This is a genomic window from Gordonia westfalica (assembly GCF_900105725.1).
In the GTDB taxonomy this organism is placed as follows: Bacteria; Actinomycetota; Actinomycetes; order Mycobacteriales; family Mycobacteriaceae; genus Gordonia; species Gordonia westfalica.
Genome location: NZ_FNLM01000034.1, coordinates 1,000,546 through 1,018,573 on the forward strand (window position 1 = coordinate 1,000,546; position 18,028 = coordinate 1,018,573).

Annotated in this window: 13 protein-coding genes; 3 read left to right on the forward strand and 10 right to left on the reverse strand. The window is 66.6% G+C overall.

Translation table 11 applies throughout. The features are described 5' to 3' along the window. Window positions 1–93: 93 nt before the first annotated feature. Window positions 94–2,607, forward strand: coding sequence for a glycogen debranching protein GlgX (glgX, locus tag BLU62_RS09935; RefSeq protein ID WP_074849323.1), 2,514 nt, complete (start codon window positions 94–96; stop codon window positions 2,605–2,607). Window positions 2,608–2,627: 20 nt separating this feature from the next. Continuing rightward, window positions 2,628–4,940: a malto-oligosyltrehalose synthase gene (gene treY, locus BLU62_RS09940; RefSeq protein WP_074849324.1), complete on the forward strand. Its 2,313-nt coding sequence runs from the start codon at window positions 2,628–2,630 to the stop codon at window positions 4,938–4,940. 1 nt (window position 4,941) lies between these two features. Here treY and BLU62_RS09945 read toward each other — a convergent pair whose 3' ends face one another. The 9 genes from BLU62_RS09945 to BLU62_RS09985 are packed head-to-tail and all read right to left on the reverse strand — an operon-like array spanning window position 4,942 to window position 14,268. Further along, complete coding sequence (locus tag BLU62_RS09945; RefSeq protein ID WP_074849325.1) at window positions 4,942–5,745, reverse strand: hypothetical protein; 804 nt, start codon at window positions 5,743–5,745, stop codon at window positions 4,942–4,944. A gap of 27 nt (window positions 5,746–5,772) precedes the next feature. After that, complete coding sequence (locus tag BLU62_RS09950; RefSeq protein WP_074852809.1) at window positions 5,773–6,945, reverse strand: MlaD family protein; 1,173 nt, start codon at window positions 6,943–6,945, stop codon at window positions 5,773–5,775. Further along, window positions 6,942–8,099, reverse strand: coding sequence for an MlaD family protein (locus BLU62_RS09955; protein WP_208863621.1), 1,158 nt, complete (start codon window positions 8,097–8,099; stop codon window positions 6,942–6,944). Before BLU62_RS09955 ends, BLU62_RS09950 begins: the two co-directional genes overlap by 4 nt. Continuing rightward, window positions 8,096–9,199, reverse strand: coding sequence for an MCE family protein (locus BLU62_RS09960; protein WP_074849327.1), 1,104 nt, complete (start codon window positions 9,197–9,199; stop codon window positions 8,096–8,098). Before BLU62_RS09960 ends, BLU62_RS09955 begins: the two co-directional genes overlap by 4 nt. Further along, window positions 9,193–10,182, reverse strand: a complete 990-nt coding sequence (locus BLU62_RS09965; protein ID WP_074852808.1) for an MCE family protein — start codon at window positions 10,180–10,182, stop codon at window positions 9,193–9,195. Before BLU62_RS09965 ends, BLU62_RS09960 begins: the two co-directional genes overlap by 7 nt. Further along, window positions 10,179–11,213, reverse strand: a complete 1,035-nt coding sequence (locus BLU62_RS09970) for an MCE family protein (protein ID WP_074849328.1) — start codon at window positions 11,211–11,213, stop codon at window positions 10,179–10,181. The genes BLU62_RS09965 and BLU62_RS09970 overlap by 4 nt, the downstream gene beginning before the upstream one ends. Next, on the reverse strand, window positions 11,210–12,532 hold the full coding sequence (locus BLU62_RS09975) for an MlaD family protein (protein ID WP_074849329.1): 1,323 nt from the start codon (window positions 12,530–12,532) through the stop codon (window positions 11,210–11,212). Before BLU62_RS09975 ends, BLU62_RS09970 begins: the two co-directional genes overlap by 4 nt. Window positions 12,533–12,542: 10 nt before the next feature. Beyond that, window positions 12,543–13,409 carry an MlaE family ABC transporter permease gene (locus BLU62_RS09980; RefSeq protein WP_074849330.1) on the reverse strand — a complete coding sequence of 289 codons (867 nt, stop codon included), beginning with the start codon at window positions 13,407–13,409 and terminating at the stop codon, window positions 12,543–12,545. A gap of 1 nt (window position 13,410) precedes the next feature. Then, the gene (locus BLU62_RS09985; RefSeq protein WP_074849331.1) at window positions 13,411–14,268 is read right to left on the reverse strand and encodes an MlaE family ABC transporter permease; all 858 of its coding nucleotides are present in this window, start codon (window positions 14,266–14,268) and stop codon (window positions 13,411–13,413) included. A gap of 432 nt (window positions 14,269–14,700) precedes the next feature. Between BLU62_RS09985 and treZ the strand changes: the two genes are divergently transcribed. Further along, window positions 14,701–16,383 carry a malto-oligosyltrehalose trehalohydrolase gene (gene treZ / locus BLU62_RS09990; protein ID WP_074849332.1) on the forward strand — a complete coding sequence of 561 codons (1,683 nt, stop codon included), beginning with the start codon at window positions 14,701–14,703 and terminating at the stop codon, window positions 16,381–16,383. Window positions 16,384–16,399: 16 nt separating this feature from the next. Here the strand turns inward: treZ and ilvA are convergent, their stop codons facing one another. Further along, a complete protein-coding gene (ilvA, locus tag BLU62_RS09995; RefSeq protein ID WP_074852810.1) occupies window positions 16,400–17,779 on the reverse strand; it encodes a threonine ammonia-lyase IlvA in 1,380 nt (459 codons plus the stop codon). Between the last annotated feature and the right edge of the window lie 249 nt (window positions 17,780–18,028).

An 18,028-nucleotide genomic window follows, 5' to 3' on the forward strand; every position in this document is an offset into this window, starting at 1 on the left:
ACATCACCAGGACTCCGCCGGTGAGCCTGCCCGCTTTGTCGGTGATTCGCTCTCCGAGATGACCGCCTGACCCAACACGACTAGTGTCGACCCATGACGTCGTCTCCGAAGGTGGGCAAGACCGCATCGCCAACCGCGGGTGAACAACCGGACCCAGCAGCACAGCCGGAACCGACAGGGCAGCCGGAACCGACAGGGAGCGACACCCCGGCAACGCCGCCGGTCCCCATGCCGACGGACCCGGTCCAGGCCGAAGCGCTCGTCGAACCCGAACCCGCACCGATCCCGGTGTGGCCGGGTACCCCGTATCCGCTCGGGGCCACCTACGACGGTGCGGGAACGAACTTCTCGCTGTTCTCCGAGGTCGCCGAGGCCGTCGAACTGTGCCTCATCGACCGGGACGGCAAGGAACGGCGCATCCGGCTCGAAGAGGTCGACGGCTACTGCTGGCACTGCTACCTGCCGAACGTGGTTCCCGGACAGTTCTACGGCTTCCGCGTACACGGACCCTACGACCCCGCCCAAGGCCTGCGGTGCGACCCGAGCAAACTGCTCCTCGACCCGTACGGCAAGGCTTTTCACGGTGACTTCGACGGTGACGCCTCGCTGTTCTCCTATCCCCTGCCGACCGCAGACGATCTCGACGCGGCCCCTGACGACGAGGCACAGGTCACCGACGCCGATTCCGAGAACACGGAAGCCGCGGGCGTCGACACCGACGACGAGGCCGACGGCGCCGCCACCGATGTCGATGACGAGGTCGAGGTCGACGAGGCTGACGAGGCTGACGAGGCGGTGGAAACGGTTGATTCCGAACCTCTTCCGACGGACCCGCCCTCGGTCGAGAACCCGATGCCCGCACTGGACTCGCTGGGACACACGATGGTCTCGGTGGTCATCAACCCGTATTTCGACTGGCAGAACGACCGATCGCCCAACCGGCCCTACCACCAGACGGTGATCTACGAAGCCCACGTCAAGGGCATGACCGCCACCCATCCCGGTGTACCCGAACACCTTCGCGGCACCTACGCGGGCCTGTGCCATCCGGTGATCATCGACCATCTGAAGTCGTTGGGCATCACCGCGATCGAACTGATGCCGGTACACCAGTTCATGCAGGATTTCGTCCTCCGCGACCAAGGGCTGCGAAACTACTGGGGGTACAACACCTTCGGATTCCTCGCGCCGCACATCGAGTATTCGTCGAATCCCGATCAGCCCGCCAGCGCGGTGACCGAGTTCAAGGCGATGGTACGGGAGTTCCACAACGCCGATATCGAGGTCATCCTCGACGTGGTCTACAACCACACCGCCGAGGGCAACCACATGGGTCCGACGATCTCCTTCCGCGGCATCGACAACGCGGCCTACTACCGCCTCGTCGACGGCAACCCCGAGATGTACATGGATTACACGGGAACCGGCAACAGCCTCAACGGCCGGCACCCGCACACCCTGCAGCTCATCATGGACTCACTGCGCTACTGGATCCTGGAGATGCACGTCGACGGCTTCCGTTTCGACCTGGCGTCGACGCTGGCGCGCGAACTCCACGATGTCGACCGCCTCTCGGCATTCTTCGATCTGGTGCAACAGGATCCGGTGGTGAGCCAGGTCAAGCTGATCGCGGAGCCATGGGACGTCGGCGAGGGCGGATACCAGGTCGGGAACTTCCCGCCGCTGTGGACCGAGTGGAACGGGAAGTACCGTGACACCGTCCGCGACTACTGGCGCGGAGAACCGTCGACGCTGGGCGAGTTCGCCTCCAGGCTGACCGGGTCGTCGGACCTCTACGAGGCGACTGGCCGACGTCCGCTGGCCAGCATCAACTTCGTCATCGCCCATGACGGTTTCACGCTGCGGGACCTGGTGTCGTACAACGAGAAACACAATGCGGCCAACGGCGAGGACAATCACGACGGCGAGAGCCACAACCGGTCCTGGAACTGCGGCGTCGAGGGTCCGACCGACGATCCCGAGATCAACGAGTTGCGGGCCCGGCAGCAGCGCAACATCCTCGCGACCCTCTTCCTGTCGCAGGGGACGCCGATGCTCGCGCACGGGGACGAGATCGGCCGCACCCAGCAGGGCAACAACAACGTGTACTGCCAGGACTCGGAGTTGTCCTGGATGGACTGGTCGCTCGCGGAGGAGAACGCCGACCTCCTGGACTTCACCCGCAAGGCCATCGCACTGCGCACGAAGCATCCGGTGTTCCGTCGCCGACGCTTCTTCGGCGGCAAGCCGATCCGGTGGGGAGACCAGTCCCTCGACATCGCGTGGCTCACCCCGGCGGGCGTGGAGATGACCTCCGCCGACTGGGACAGCGGTTTCGGGAAGAGTCTCGCGGTATTCCTCAACGGGAAGGGGCTCGGCGAGAAGGACGAACGCGGCGAGTGGGTCGTCGACGACTCGTTCTTCATCTGTTTCAACGCCCACTACGAGCCCATCGACTTCCACCTCCCGCCGGAGCAGTACGGGCTCGAATGGGTCGGCGAGCTCGACACCACGCATCCGTCCGGCGACTCGGATCTGACTGCGGTGTCCGGTGATTCGGTCACGGTCGGCGGCCGGTCCGTACTCGTGCTGCGGAAAACGTCCTGACAACGGTGAGTACAGACACGATGAACGCACGTCCGACGCCACGGGCCACCTACCGCTTCCAGCTCAACGGCGACTTCGGGTTCGCCGACGTCGTGGGGACCCTCGACCATCTCGTCGACCTCGGGATCAGTCACGTCTACCTGTCCCCCATCGGCACCGCTGCCGCCGGTTCGACCCACGGCTACGACTGGCTACCGCCGCCGGCCGTGTCCGACATCCTGGGAGGCATCGACGGTCTCCGCGAGCTCCGCAGGGCCGCAACCGAACGCGGACTCGGACTCGTCATCGACATCGTCCCCAACCACACCGGTGTGGCGGATGCGCTCGCCAATCCGTGGTTCGCGGACCTGCTACGTCACGGCCCCCATTCGCCCTACGCCTCCTATTTCGACGTCGACCTGAGCGACGACAACGGTGCCGGCGGCAAGATCGCGCTTCCCGTCGTGGCCGCCGACGGCGACCTGAGTCCGCTCGAGATCGACGAGCAGGGCAACCTGCGCTACTACGACCACGCATTCCCGGTCGCACCCGGGACCGAGGACGGCACCGCCGCGGAAATCCATGCGCGCCAGCACTACAAGCTCGTGCCGTGGAACAGCGGACTGATCGGATATCGCCGGTTCTTCACCGTCAACGAACTCGCCGGTCTCCGGCAGGAGGACCCGGTCGTCTACGACGCCACACACGAGTGGCTGCGGGAGCTCATCGCCGAGGACCTCGTCGACGGTGTGCGCGTCGACCATCCGGACGGACTGTGGGACCCCCAGCAGTACCTCCACCGGCTCCGCGCCGACGTCGGCGACGACCGGCTGATCTACATCGAGAAGATCCTGGCCCCGGACGAACCCCTCGAACCGACGCTCCCCGTCGAGGGCACCACCGGCTACGACCAGATGCGGGTCATCGACGCGCTGTTCGTCGCGCCGTCGGGCGTCGTCCAGCTCACCGAGCTCAACGAACACGTCACCGGCGACACCGGTGACGCACAGTGGTTCGCGACGGTGGAACACCAGCGCAAGCTGACGATTCTGCGCGACTCCTTCCCCACCGAACTGCGACGTCTGGTGCGCGCGATCACCCACTCCGACCCGGCCGCCGACTCCGACGCGATCGCCGAGGGATGCGCCGAACTCATCGCCGCCCTCGGCGTCTATCGGGCCGACTATCCGTCGCTGCGACCGCGCCTGGAGACGACCGCCGTGCGGATCGCGGCCGAGAAGCCGTCGCTGACAAGAGCGCTCGACGCCATCGTCCAGGAGACCCGGAGTCCCGGCGCCGCCGCCTCACGCCTGGCGCAGACGTGTGGTGCGGTCACCGCGAAGAGCGTCGAGGACAGTCTCTTCTACCGCACCGCCCGACTCGTCTCGGCGCAGGAGGTGGGTGGCGATCCGGCCAATCCGTCGATGTCGCTCACCGAATTCCATCATCACAACACCGAACGGTCCCGCCGCTGGCCGCTGGCGATGACGGCCACGTCGACCCACGACACCAAACGCGGCGAGGACGTCCGCGCCCGGATCGCGCTTCTCTCCCAGGTTCCCGAGCGGTGGTCGCTGCTCATCGAACGCGTCTGGCTGGGCACCGACATCCCCGACAACCTGACGTGCTATTTCCTGCTGCAGAACATCTTCGGGGTGTGGCCGGCCGATGGTGAGGTCACCGACGAACTGCGGATCCGTCTCGTCGACTACGCCCGCAAGGCAGCCCGCGAGGCCGGACTCCGCACCACCTGGACGGAAGTCGACGAGGACTTCGAAGCCGCGATCGAGAAGTGGATCACCCAGGTCACGACCGGCCCGATCGCGGCCGCGGTGAGCGAGCTGGTCGCCCGGACCGCATCCGCGTGGCAGCAGGAGAGCCTGGCCCGCAAGGCCATCGCCCTCCTCGGCCCCGGCGTCCCGGACATCTACCAAGGCACCGAATGGTGGGAGGACTCACTCGTCGACCCGGACAACCGGCGGCCGGTGGACTTCGATCAGTCCCTCGACCACCCGAAGACCGAACTGGTGCGGACGGCGCTCGAGGTCCGTGCCGCGCACCCGGAGGCGTTCGGCGCGTCGAGCTCCTATCACCGACTGCCCGCCGACGGTCCCGCCTCCGACCACGCCGTCGCCTTCGCCCGCAGCGCGGGAGACGTTCCCGAGGTCGTGGTGATCACCGCACGGTTCACCCACAGCCTCGATCCCGATTCTGCGGTCGGCACCGTCGTCGGGTTGCCGGCCGGCGCGTGGCGGGACGTCCGGAGCGGCGTGATCCACACCGACATCGTCGATCTCGCCACCGCGAGATCCGCGCACCCGGTGGCGATCCTCGTCCGGGGACGCGGGGTTTGAGCTAGCCGCCGGGGTTGGGTGCCGGTGCGGGAGTCGGCGCAGGCGCGGGTGCACCACCGGCACCGGGGAGCGACTGCGACGGGTCGATCTGACCGCTCGGGCTACCGGGCGGACCGTCGACCTTCGACACCAGCCACTTGCCGTCTTCCTTGTTCAGATCGAGGCGGAACACCATGAGACTGGTTCCCCCGCTGGGGAGTTTGACGCTGCGCCCGGTCACCTCGGCCATCACGACCGTCTCTGCGGAGTCCTTCTCGACCGTCTCGACGGCGACGACGCTGATCTTCGACGACACCTCGATCTTGAGCGCCTCGACGTTCTGCTCGGTGTCGGCGCGTTCCTGCTCGAGGCGCTGCCTCAGTTCACCGGTCGACAGCGGACCGAGCAGTTCCTTGGAGTTCCCCGCGTTGTCGGCGTTGAGGGTCGTCACCAGCTTGGTGACGAAGTCGGCCGAGGCGGTCTTCGCGTCGGCGAAGGCATTCGCCTCGCTCTGCAGCGTGTAGGTCCGCCAGCCGAGGAACACACCGGCCGCGATCAGGGCGACGACCACGAGCACACCGAGCGCGCGCTTGAGCCCGCTAGACGTCACCGTCAGCGAGAACTCTTTCTTGCCGGCATCCGCGGTCCGGGGCTCGGACTCGGGGTCACTCACCGCCGCACCGGAACCGGTGCGACGAGCCGGCTTTCCGCGCGGAGTCGCGGGAGCGCTCGTGGCCGGCTTCTCGGTGCCGGTCTTCTCGGTGCTGATCTCCTCGTCGGCAGTGCCGTCGGTCTTCTCGAGATCTGGGTTCTCACGGTCTGTCATGTACAGGTCACACAACTTGTCTGGTCGTCATTTGTCGAGCGGCACCGTGCGGGCGTTCGGGTCGTAACCCGGTGGCGGCCCTGCGGTGTCGTCGCCCGGCGGTCGTGGTGCGTTGGCCGAGCCACGGATCTGCATGTTCGGATCCTCGGTCACACAGTACAGATTGGTCGGGATGGTCAGCTCGAGGACTTGGGTCGGCCGGCGCGGGGTGACCGGGTAGTTGCAGCTCGGCCGCGGGTACACCGAACCGAACGCCCACCACGCACCGTCGTGGAACATGGTGAGGCTCTTGACGCTCGCGTCCCGGATCGACGGCATCAACGTCGCGAGCGCCGGCGCGCGCAGCGCACCCTGCTCGGCGATGTCGAGGAACTGCTTCATCACATCGGTCACCGGATCGGTCAGCTGGTTGATCGAACCGGCGAGGCTCGTCATCTGCGACGGGCCGCGATCGAGCAACGTGCGCAGTTCCTTGTCGGAGGCCGCGGCGGCGTTGATCAGGTCGCTCAACGACGACACGGTGGTCCCGAAGTCGGGCTGGATGTCCGCGGTCGTCTCGAAGATGGTGCCCGCGTTCTGGATCAGCTTCGTCGTCTCGGGCAGGGCGGTGTACAGCCGCGCGAAGATCGTGCCGCCCGAGTCGAACAGCACCTTCAGATCGTTGGAGCCGTCCTCGGAGTACAGGGCGACCTTCAGATTGTCCACGGCCGAACGGAGTTCGGCCGGGTCGATCTGCTGGATGAGTTCCAGGGAGGACTCGAGAAGATCGGAGAACGGCACGGTGACCTTGGTCTGGCCGGCGTTGATCACGTCGCCGTCCTTCAGGTATGGCCCTTCCGTGGTGGTCGGCTGGAAGTCGACGTACTGCTCGCCGGCCGCCGACAACCCCAGCGCCGCGACCTCGGTGTTCCGGTTGATCTTGTACCGGTCGTCGATCGAGACCTTCACCGTCACCGAATCCGGTTCCACGCGGATGGTGTCGACCTCGCCGATGCGCGCTCCGCGGAGGGTGACGCCCGAGGTCTCCTGCAGGCCACCGGAGATGGGGAACTCGATGGTCAGCTTGTACTTGTCCGCGAAGGGTTCCCAGCGCAGCGTGCCGAGCGCCAGATAGCCGAGCCCGATGACCATGACCAGGACGAGCCCGATGTTGCCGACGAGCACCGAGTGCTTGCGGAGGAAACCGAATACGCCGCTCATCCGCAGCACCCCTTGGTTCCGGTGAGTCGGGCCAGCAACCGCGTGAGCGTCTGCTGGAGCGCCGCCGAACCCGAATCGACGTCCTCGAGTTCGGGAAGCCTGCTCGCCGAGTCGAATCCGACACCCGGGTTGAGCCAGTACACCTTCGACGACACTGCAGCCGCACTACCCGGCGTGGACTTGATCCACTTGGGGGTCAGTGTGTGCAGGTTGTCGGCCAGCGAACCGAGCGGACCCGCCGCCTGCCGCAGACCCGCCAGCACCGTCGACAGATGTCCGAGCATCTCGACGAGGTTGTCCTGATCGGTGCGGAGGAAGTCATTGGTCGCCGAGGTCACCTGCTGGGTCTTGTCCAGAGTGGTGAGGATCGAACCGATCTGACCGTTCAGCGACTCGAGCGCAGGGCCGAGTTTGTTGATCGACGCCATGATCTGGGCTCTGCCGTCGGACAGTTCGCCGGTCAGGATCCGCGTGTTCTCCAGCGACCGGTCGACCTGCGCCGAACTCTGGTTCAGCTTGCGGATGCCGGTCGTCAGACCGCGGATCGCGCCGTTGAGGTCGGACGGATTGGTCGCGACCGCGGCGCTGAGTTCGGTCAGGATGACCGTGAGCGAGTTCAGCGAACCGCTGTCGACCACACCGCTCATGCTGATGAGCAGGTCCTCGACCGTCGCCGCCGCGGAGGTGGGTCCGGTCAGGGTGTCCCCGTCGACCATGAAGCCCTTCTCGGCGTTCGGCGGCGGCAGAAGCGCCACGAACACGTCACCGAGCGGAGTCGCCTGCCGGAGTTCGGCGCCCGTACCGACGGGCAGTTTCGTCTTCTTGCTGACGTCCATCGTGACGATGGCGGAGTAGTCCTTGGCGACGATGGAGTCGACCTGTCCCACGTCGGTGCCGCTGAGCTTGACCTTCGCGCGGGTCGGCAGGTTCAGCGCGTTGTCGAAGTTCGCCGTCAGCCTGATCGATTCGCCGATACCACCGGGTGCCGGCAGCGGGATCTGCTCGACGGTCAGGCCGGGCAGCAGGCCACATCCGGTGAGCCCCATCAGGGCACTGAGCAGAAACGCCGTCACCGCGCCGCGTCTGATGCGGGTGCGGCGCCGGGCCGGGCCGGCGACCGTGCGACCCAGGGATGCGCTTGTCACCGCTCTCATTTCGTCAGCTCCAGCATCGCGGAGTAGATGCCCATGTCCGGACCGAAATCCTTCAGCTTGCCCGTGCGGCAGCCGTCCTTCTGCAGGTTGATCGCCTCACAGAACTTGGCGAGCAACTCGTTGTCGACGAGCGACTTGTCCAACAGCACCTGGGCACGCCAGGCGCCCTGCTCGGCGGAGATCGAGTTGCTCAGGTTCTGGAAGAGCAGCGGACCGACGTCGATGGTCTCCACCACCTGCCGCGAGTAGTCGCTCAGATTGGCGGTCAGCGCCGCGAGCCGATCGAAGGAGACCGAGATGGTGTTGGTGTTGTTCTGCAGGAACGCCGTGGTGTTCTGCAGCGTCTGGTTCAGGTTGCGCATGGTGGCGACGAGACCGGGCGACTGGGCGCCGAGCAGCTCGGACACCTCGTTGACCGACTTCGAGAACGCCGTCATCTTGGGGTAGTTCTTCACCAGCGTGGTGCTCAGGCCCTCGATGGTCTCGATGATGTCGACGAGCGCATCGCTGTTGCCCGCCACCACATCCGACGCCTGGCCCAGCTGCTCGAGGGCGGCGCGGATCTCCTCGCCGTTGCCGGTGGCGATCCCGGAGGTGATGTCGATCATGTCCGCCAGGGGTCCGGGGCCGGGGCCCTCGCCCTTCAGCGACACGACGAGACCGTCGATGGCGTCGAACAGTTCGCCGACGGACACCGGGGCCTTGGTCTCCTTCAGCACCGAGCCGTCCTCGAGCTTCGGCCCGCCCTCGTAGGCGGGCGACAGCTCGACGTGGCGCGTGGTCACGATGGAGGTGTTGACGATGGCTGCCGTGGCGTCGGCGGGTACCGGCACGTCGTTGTCGATGGTCATGGTGACCTTGACCCGATCACCCTGCGGCTCCACGGCGGTCACCTGACCGACCGGCATGCCGAGCACCGCGACGTCGTTGCTGACGTAGAGGCCGGCGACGTTGTCGAAGTATGCGGTGACCTCGATCGCCTGCCCGAAGGCAGCCTTCCAGCTGCCCGGGATCATCGAACACCCGGACAGTCCCAGGATGCCGAGCAGCGAGATGCACACGAGGAGCGTCGAACGACGCAGCTTCTGCGGGTTCAGCATCCGTCCACCACCTTGGCCAGGCAGAGCCAGTTGTCGGGGAAGATGCCCCAGGGCAGATAGCCGTTCGCGTACGGCCCGTCGCCGATGATGTTGTTGGTCAGACGAGCCGTCACGGGCAGGATCTCCAGGAGCTTGCGCAGGTTGTTGCGGTTCTTCTCGAGACCCTGCGTGATCGTGTTGAGGTTGGCCATGATCGGGGCGAACTGGTTGGCGTTCTCCCCCGCGACGGCACTGGCCTGTTCGGTGAGTTCGGCGATGCCGTCGAGCAGGCGGGTCACCAATTCCTCACGGGCGACGATCTTCTGGGTCAGGTCGCGTCCCTGGCCGACGATCACCGCGAGCTGTGCCTGGTTGTCGTTGACGATGGTGGTGATCGTCTTGGTGTCGGCGATCAGCTGGTTGATCTGGTCCTTGCGGTTGGTGATCACCTCGGACATCTGCGTCAGGGCCTCGAAGGTCGGCTCGGTGATGGCGGGAACGCCGGCAAGCTGACGGTTGAGCGTGCGGATGCTCTGCGAGAGGGTCTGGTCGTCGATGCCGGTCAGGATCGGCGCACCTTCTTCGATGGTGCGGTTCAGGTCGTAGGGCACCGCGGTGCGTTCGATGTGGCCGTCGGGCGCCTCGTCGGGCGAATCCCCCAGCGACACATCGACGTAGCGCTGACCGAGCAGCGTCGACATCTTGATCTCGGCCATCCCGTTGGACGTCACCTTCACGTCGCTGTCGACCTTCATCGTGAGCGCGACGTGGTTGCCCGCGAGTTCGGTGTCGGTGACCTCGCCGATGTCGATGCCGGCCACGCGGACCTTGTCACCCGGCCGGATTCCGCCCGCCTGGGCGAAGTCCGCGGTGAGCGTCTGCTTGCCGAGGTGCGCGCCGGCCAGTGCCGTCACACCCAGCAGGAGCGCGACGATGACGACTGCGCCGATCACCCCGTACCAGACGCGCGTGTTGCTGCGAAACTTCTTGCGGAACCAGTTCATCGGCACACCACCGAGTGATTCGTGCCGCCGATCTTGTTGAAGATCCCCGGCGGCAGCAGGACATCGCCGATCGCGACGTCGAGGTCGCAGGCGTAGATGTTCAGGTAGTTGCCCTCTCCGAGCACCATCGGGAAGTGACCGAGGAAGATCGGTGCGTCGACGGCCATCCGGTCGAGCTTGGAGCCGTTCTGGATCAGCGTGTTGGTGGCGATCCGACCGTTCGTCGCGGCGTCGGCGAGGCTGTCCCGGCTACGGCTCAGGACGTCGGCGAAACCACTTGCGGTCCGGCCGATGTCGGAGACCGCGCTGCCGAAGGCCGCCGAGTTCGAGTTGAGATTGGCGATCAGAGCCGACATGGACTCGATCACCGTGCCGAGCTGACCGCCCTGACGCGAGAGGTCACGCATCACGGTGCTCAGGTTGTTGATGATCGCACCGAGCACGACGTCGCGGTTGGCGGTGTCCTCGGCGAGCCGGCCCACTTCGGCGACCGTGTAGCTCAGCGACACCGAATTGCCCTGGAAGGCCTCGAGGAGACCCTGCGACAGCGCGTTGACCTGCTCGGCGTCGAGAGTCTCGAACACCGGCTGGAACCCGGCGAGGAGCTTGGTGACGTCGAAGGAGTCCTCAGACGGCAACTCCAGCGTCGACCCGGGTGCGAGCGGCCTGCTGTCCCGGCCCTCGACCAGCGTCAGGTTCAGGTACCGCTGACCGATCAGGTTCTGATAGCGGATCGCGGAACGTGTGTTGGTGTAGACCTGCTGATCGTTCTGCACCTCGAATTCGACTCGGGCGCGCCCGTTGTCGAGTTCGATCTTGTCGACGCGCCCGACCCGGACGCCGGCCATGCGAACGTCGTCGCCGGCGGCGAGACCCGACGCGTCGGTGAAGAACGTCGAGTAGCTGTTCGTCGATCCCGACACCGATCGTTCGAGAGTCGAGAAGATCACGTACGTCACGAGCAACGCGACGAGGCCGAAGATCGTGAAGCCGATCAACGGTTTGCGGATCGAACCCGAGGCCGCGCTCATCGTCCCCCTCCCTGGTCTGTGGCAGCGTCACGTGCGTCGAGCGACTGGACCAGCGGCCCGAGCATGATCGTGTCGGCGGCCGACGGCTCCCGGCGCAGCACCGCGCCGAGGGTCTTGTTGTCGGAGTCGGTGGTCACCATGCCCACCGGCCGGTTCTTGCGCATGCCGTCGGACGGGTAGATCTGCAGCGGACCCGACATCGTCGGTCCGGTACCGGTTCCCGGCCCGACACAGCCCGGGCCGCGCAGCGTCCCGTACGGACCGCCGTTGTACACGGGGCAATTCTGCCGGGTGTAGCGCACGAACGCACCGAAGCTGACGCCGATGTTGAGCTGGACGTGCCCGTTGGTACCGGTGAAGACGGTCAGCACCCGAGCGGCCAGGTTGTTGAGCGCGATGACGGCCTGCGGCAACGAATTCGGTTCGAGGACCGTGGCACCGAGCATGCGGTTCAGGTCGGTGACGAGTCGCTGACCGCCGTTGCCGTTACGGGCGAACATCAACTGGGTCTGGTCGAGCAGTCCCTGGCTGCCGGACAGCAGCGCCGCGAGGTCGCGTTGCTTCTCGGCGAGGGTCACCGCCGGGATCACGCTGCGGCCCAGGGCGTCGAGCAGTTCCGGCGCGGACTCCGCGAGGCCGCTGATCGCCGCGTCGAAGTTGTCGAATCCCGGCGGTGCCCCCGGCGGGAACTGGGCGTTGATCGAGTCGAAGTAGTTGCGCAGCACGCCGACGAACGAGCCGAACACCGAACCGCCGCCCTTGAGTGCGTCGGCGACGACGCCGAGCACCTGGGCCAATTCCTCCGGCGGCACCGCGTCGAGGATGGCGCTCAACTCGTTCTGCGCATCCTGGAGTTTGATCGTCTCGAGGGACTTGTCCGCGGGAATCGTGTCGCCCGATTCGAGTCGTTCGGTCCCCGCCTCGGCGGGCTTCACCAGCTCGACGGAGTTGACGCCGAACAGGTTCGACGGCACGGTCCGCGCGGTCACCGAAGCCGGGATGCCCTCCGCCTGCGCGGGCACGATGTCGATGTCGACGTTCTTGATCACCTTCGCCGCGTCGACCTCGTCGCCGGTGTCGGCGACCGAGATCGACTTCACCGAGCCCACGATGAGCCCGTTGAACCGGACGTCTGCGCCCGTCGTCAGACCGTCACCGACGTCGACGAGATCGGCGGTCACGGCGACCGTCTTGCTGAAGGTGCCCTGGTACCGCATGAACAGCAGCACGAAGATCACGAGCAGGACCAGCAGGAAGGCGACGCCGCGCAGCACGTACTGCAGCAGCGAGGGGTTGCGCCCGTCTGTTGCGATGTTCACCGGCTCCCCCTCATCCCGAGATCTTGATTCCGGGCGAGGTGCCCCAGAAGACGAGCGTCATGACCAGGTTCGCGAACACGATCACGATGATCGCGAGTCGGATGGCATGTCCGGCAGCAACTCCCACACCTTCGGGCCCCCCAGAGGCGAAATATCCGTAGTAGCACTGGATGAACGTCGTCAGCAGGACGAAGACGATCACCTTGATGAACGAGAACACCATGTCCCAGGACACGATGAACTGGTTGAAGTAGTACAGGTACGTGCCCTCGCCCTGGCCGCTCTGGACCATGAACATGAACTGGCAGGCAAGGTAGTTGGCGGCCAGCGAGACCGAATACAGCGGGACGATCGCCAGGACCGCCGCGGCCATGCGCGTGGTCACCAGATAGGGCAGCGGACGGATCGCGATGGCCTCGAGGGCGTCGATCTCCTCGGCGATACGCATCGAACCGAGCTGGGCGGTGAAGCGACAGCCCGACTGCGCGGTGAACGCGGTCGCCGCGAGGAGCGGCGCGATCTCACGAGTCGTCGCGAAGGCCGACAGTCCGCCGGTCACCGGCGACATGCCGAGCAGGTTCAGCGCGGTGTAACCCTCGATGCCGACGGTCGCGCCGCCCATGATGCCGAGGATCACCATGACGCCGACCGTGCCGCCGCCGACGACGATGGCGCCGTTGCCCCAGGCGACATCGGACAGCAGCCGCCAGACCTCTTTGCTGTAGTGCCGGAAAGCGAGTGGCACCGCGGCGATCGACCGGACGAGGAAGGTGATGAGGTGACCCATCGCCGCGAGCGCATCGCGCGGGCCGCGGTAGACGGCCTTGGCGGCCTCGACGGGTCTCAGCGCCGGTGGCACATAACGGGACGCAGCCATCTCACACCACCTTCGCCGGGAAGAGGATCGCGAACAACTGCGTGAGGATCACGTTCACCGTGAACAGGAGCAGCACCGAGTTGACCACCGCGGCGTTCACGGAGTTGGCCACACCCGCCGGGCCGCCCTTCGTCGAGAGTCCGCGATCGCAGGCGACGATCGCCACGATCGCGCCGAATATCACTGCTTTCGCCAACGCGAACATGAGGTCGGCAGTGGTCGCGAAGGACGCAAAGGTGCCGGTGTAACTACCCGGCGTACCCCCTTGGAAGTAGACGTTGAACACGTAACCGGTGATGAACCCGACGAAGCAGACGAAACCGCAGAGCAGGAAGCTGACCACCATCGTGGCGAGGAGTCGCGGGGAGATCAGTCGCTCGATCGGGTTGACGCCCATGACCTTCATCGCGTCGATCTCGTCGCGGATGGTCCGCGAGCCGAGGTCCGCCGCGATGGCCGATCCGACGGCACCGGCCAGCAGCAGCGAGGTGACCAGCGGCGCGCCCTGACGGATCACACCGAGGCCGGTGGCCGCTCCGGAGAACGAGGTGGCGCCGACCTGTCCGGCGATGTTGGACACCTGGATCGACACGATCACGCCGATCGGGATGGCGACGAGGAGCGTCGGGAACACCGAGGTACTCGCCATGAAAGCGCACTGACGGACGAACTCGCCGAACGGAAAACGCCGTTTGGCGAGGTCGACGAAAAGCGTGCGGAACACCTCGACGAACATGCCCAGCTGGCGTCCGAAGGTGTCGAACGAGGCCACGACATGCTTGTCGAACCACGACCGAACCGCACCCGGTCTCTTCCGACCGGTCTCCTCGTCATCCGAGGTGACTGCGTCTGTGCTCAATCCCTACCCTTGCGTCTCGGCTTACCCGTTCACCGGCCGTCAGGTCGCAATATGCGTGATCTCGTGCTCCGATCGCGCACCTCGCTCGGCAGATCTGCTCGAGGTGCCCCCTTGGGCATGAGCGTCGCCGTAATATACCCCGCTCTCGTTCGCCAATGTGCGCGGCCTCACAGTATCGTGCGATGCGACTGCGGGAGCCCCGACATACCTTGCATGATGTGAGCAATTCCCCGACGACGTCCGCGACTGATGACCAGAGCACCATAACTGGGTCAGCCGACCAACGGGAACAAAACCCCCACTTCGTTCCAATGCGGCTCCTCTGCACCCGCCGACGTCGGTGAACGAGATCCGGGTGTGGGCGCCCGGGGCGGAAACAGTGGACCTCGTCGTACGATCCGGCGGTCCCGGCTCCCCTCACGGTCGGCGCCGATGTCCGCCGACGCAGGAGGATGGTGGCGGGTCCCCGCCGACTCCGCGATCGACGCCGGCCCAGACCTCCGCTACGGGTTCTCCGTCGACGGTGGACCCGTCCGGCCCGACCCGCGCTCGGTCCGCCAGCCCGACGGCGTCCACGAGATGTCGGCGCTCTTCACGGTCGACGAATCGCTGTGGACCGATGCGGGGTGGACCGGCCGCGACGCGCGAGGTGCGGTGATCTACGAACTCCATCTCGGGACGTTCACCCCGGCAGGCACTCTCGACTCGGCGATCGAACGGCTCGATCACCTCGTCGATCTCGGCGTCGACTTCGTCGAACTGATGCCCGTCAACGCCTTCAACGGCACCCACAACTGGGGCTATGACGGCGTCGGCTGGTACGCCGTGCAGGAGACCTACGGGGGCCCGGCGGCACTCGCCCGCTTCGTCGACGCCTGTCATGCCAGGGGGCTCGGCGTGATCCTCGACGTCGTCTACAACCACCTGGGACCGTCGGGCAACTACCTGCCCGACTTCGGGCCGTATCTCAGTGAGGACACGACGTCGTGGGGGTCGTCGGTGAACCTGTCGGGCCCCGACTCCGACGAGGTACGCGCCTTCATCACCGGCACCGCCCTGCGCTGGTTCAGCGAATTCCACATCGACGGACTGCGTCTCGACGCCGTCCACGCACTCGCCGACCACCGAGCCGTGCACATCCTCGAGGAACTGGCCGCGGCGACAGACGCGCTGTCGGCCGAACTCGGACGCCCGCTGTCACTCATCGCCGAGAGCGATCTCAACGACCCACGGATGTTCACCTCGCGCGCGGCCGGCGGTCTCGGGCTGGCGGCGCAGTGGGACGACGACATCCATCACGCCATCCACACGCTGGTGTCAGGTGAGAGGCAGGGCTACTACGCCGACTTCGGCAGTTTCGACTGCCTCGCAAAGGTCGTGACCGGAGGGTTCTTCCACGACGGCACCTACTCGTCGTTCCGGCGCCGGTGCCACGGCCGGCCGATCCCGACCGATCTCGTGCCCGCGTCGTCGTTGCTGGCCTACACGTGTACCCACGACCAGGTGGGCAACCGGGCGATCGGCGACCGGCCGAGCGCCTATCTAGACGGCGGGCAGCTCGCGATCAAGGCCGCCCTGGTCCTGTTGTCCCCCTTCACCCCGATGCTGTTCATGGGCGAGGAATGGGCCGCGGCAACCCCTTTCCAGTTCTTCACCTCGCACCCTGAACCGGAGCTGGGCCGGGCGACCGCGGAGGGCCGCCGCTCGGAGTTCGCCGAACACGGCTGGGACAGCGACGATGTGCCCGATCCGCAGGACCCGGAGACCTTCGAACGGTCGAAGCTGGACTGGTCGGAACCCACCCGGCCGGACCATGCCCGCGTGCTCGGGTTCTACCGGTCGCTGATCGCGCTCCGGAGAACCGAACCGGCACTCCACGATCCGGCCTTCGCGTCGGTCGACGCCGAATTCGACGAGGCGGCAGGCTGGTTCGCGATGCACCGCGGCGAGTGGTCGGTGGTGTGCATCCCCGGCGAGGAGCCGGTGGCACTCCCCTGGCCGCTCGACGTCCGGCTGGCCTGGGAGCAACCGGCCGACGGGATCTCACCCGGGCACAACGTGATCGTCGGAGTCCGGCGCGATTCACAGCCCGGAGCCGCGCCGAGCGCGGGTTGAGGCTGTAGAACGTCGGTCAGGTCAGGTATTCGTAGGCCGGTGAACCCGGTTCGAGCCGCTCGCAGTGCAAGCGGGAGCGCGACATCCGGTCCATCAGGTCGCCGAGGCCGTCCGGGCTGCCGAGCTGGACACCGACCAGCGCGGCACCTGTCTCACGGTTGTTGCGCTTGACGTACTCGAACAGCGTGATGTCGTCGTCGGGTCCGAGGACCTCGTCGAGGAACCGGCGCAGTGCCCCGGGCTCCTGCGGGAAGTCGACGAGGAAGTAGTGCTTGAGTCCGCGGTGCACCAGCGAACGTTCGATGATCTCGCCGTAGCGGGACACGTCGTTGTTTCCGCCCGACACCAGGCACACGACGGTCGCATCGGCGGGCAGGCGCAGCTTGTCGAGTGCGGCCACCGCGAGCGCTCCCGCGGGTTCGGCGATGATGCCCTCGTTCTGGTAGAGCTCCAGCATCGCCGAGCAGAGGGCACCTTCGTCGACGTGCGTGATGTGGACCGAGCCCGGGGCCGGCGACAGCGGTCCGTCGGGGATCACCCGGACCGCCGGGTTCGCCGAGATCTCCGACAGGATCGGATGATCGCTGACGACCGCGCCCAGCTCGGACATCACCCGGTGTCCGATGGTGCCGATCCGCTTCACGGCCGCACCGTCGACGAACGGGTCGATCTCGTCGAGGGTGACCGGTCCCCCGTTGACGAGCGCCGCGCTCAGCGACACCGCCCCGGTCGGTTCGACGCCGACGATCGTCACCTCGTCGGAGAGCCCCCGCAGGTACGTGGACATGCCGGCCAGGCAGCCACCGCCGCCGACGGGCGCGACGACGACGTCGGGCATCCGGCCCAGTTGCTCGACGATCTCGCGTGCGATGGTCCCCTGACCGGCCGCGGTCCGCGGGTCGTCGAAGGCGTGGATCCACGCGGAGCCGGTGCGCATCACATCGGCCTGAGCGGCTGCCGCAGCGGCGTCGTAGGTGTCGCCGATCGCCTTCAGCTCGACGTAATCACCGCCGTGCCAGGCGATCCGGTCGCGCTTCTGCTTCGGCGTGGTGGTCGGGACGTAGATCCGGCCGGGCACCTTCATGCTCTTGCACGCGAATGCGACTCCCTGGGCGTGGTTTCCGGCGCTGGCCGCGACCACACCGCGGGACAGTTCCTCGGCCGAGAGCTGCGCCATCACGTTGTAGGCGCCGCGGATCTTGTACGAGCGGACGGTCTGCAGGTCTTCGCGTTTGAGGTAGATCTGTGCGCCCGACGCCGACAGTCGCGGGCAGGCCTCGAGTGGGGTACGCGCCACCGCGTCGGCGATGCGCGACGACGCCGCCTCGATGGCGTCGACCGTCAGCGCCGGACCTCGCTGGTGAACGGGAACGTGGTGCGTACTCACGACTGCCATGTTCTCACTGCGCGGGATCACCCGAACGGTCCGGGTACACCCATTCCGGCACGGCGGGTATGTGCCGGGTGTGTGCCGGGGTTGCTCTCACCGATGTCTGGGTATATCCGCGAAGCCCCTCGCCGGCTCGCGCCCGTGCGCGAGACTGGGCGAGGAGAAGGCACCACGACCCGCCACCTCACCACCGGAGCAGTCATGACAACTCGCCATCCGTCTTCGCGCCGGCCCGGGCGCATATCCCGTCTCACC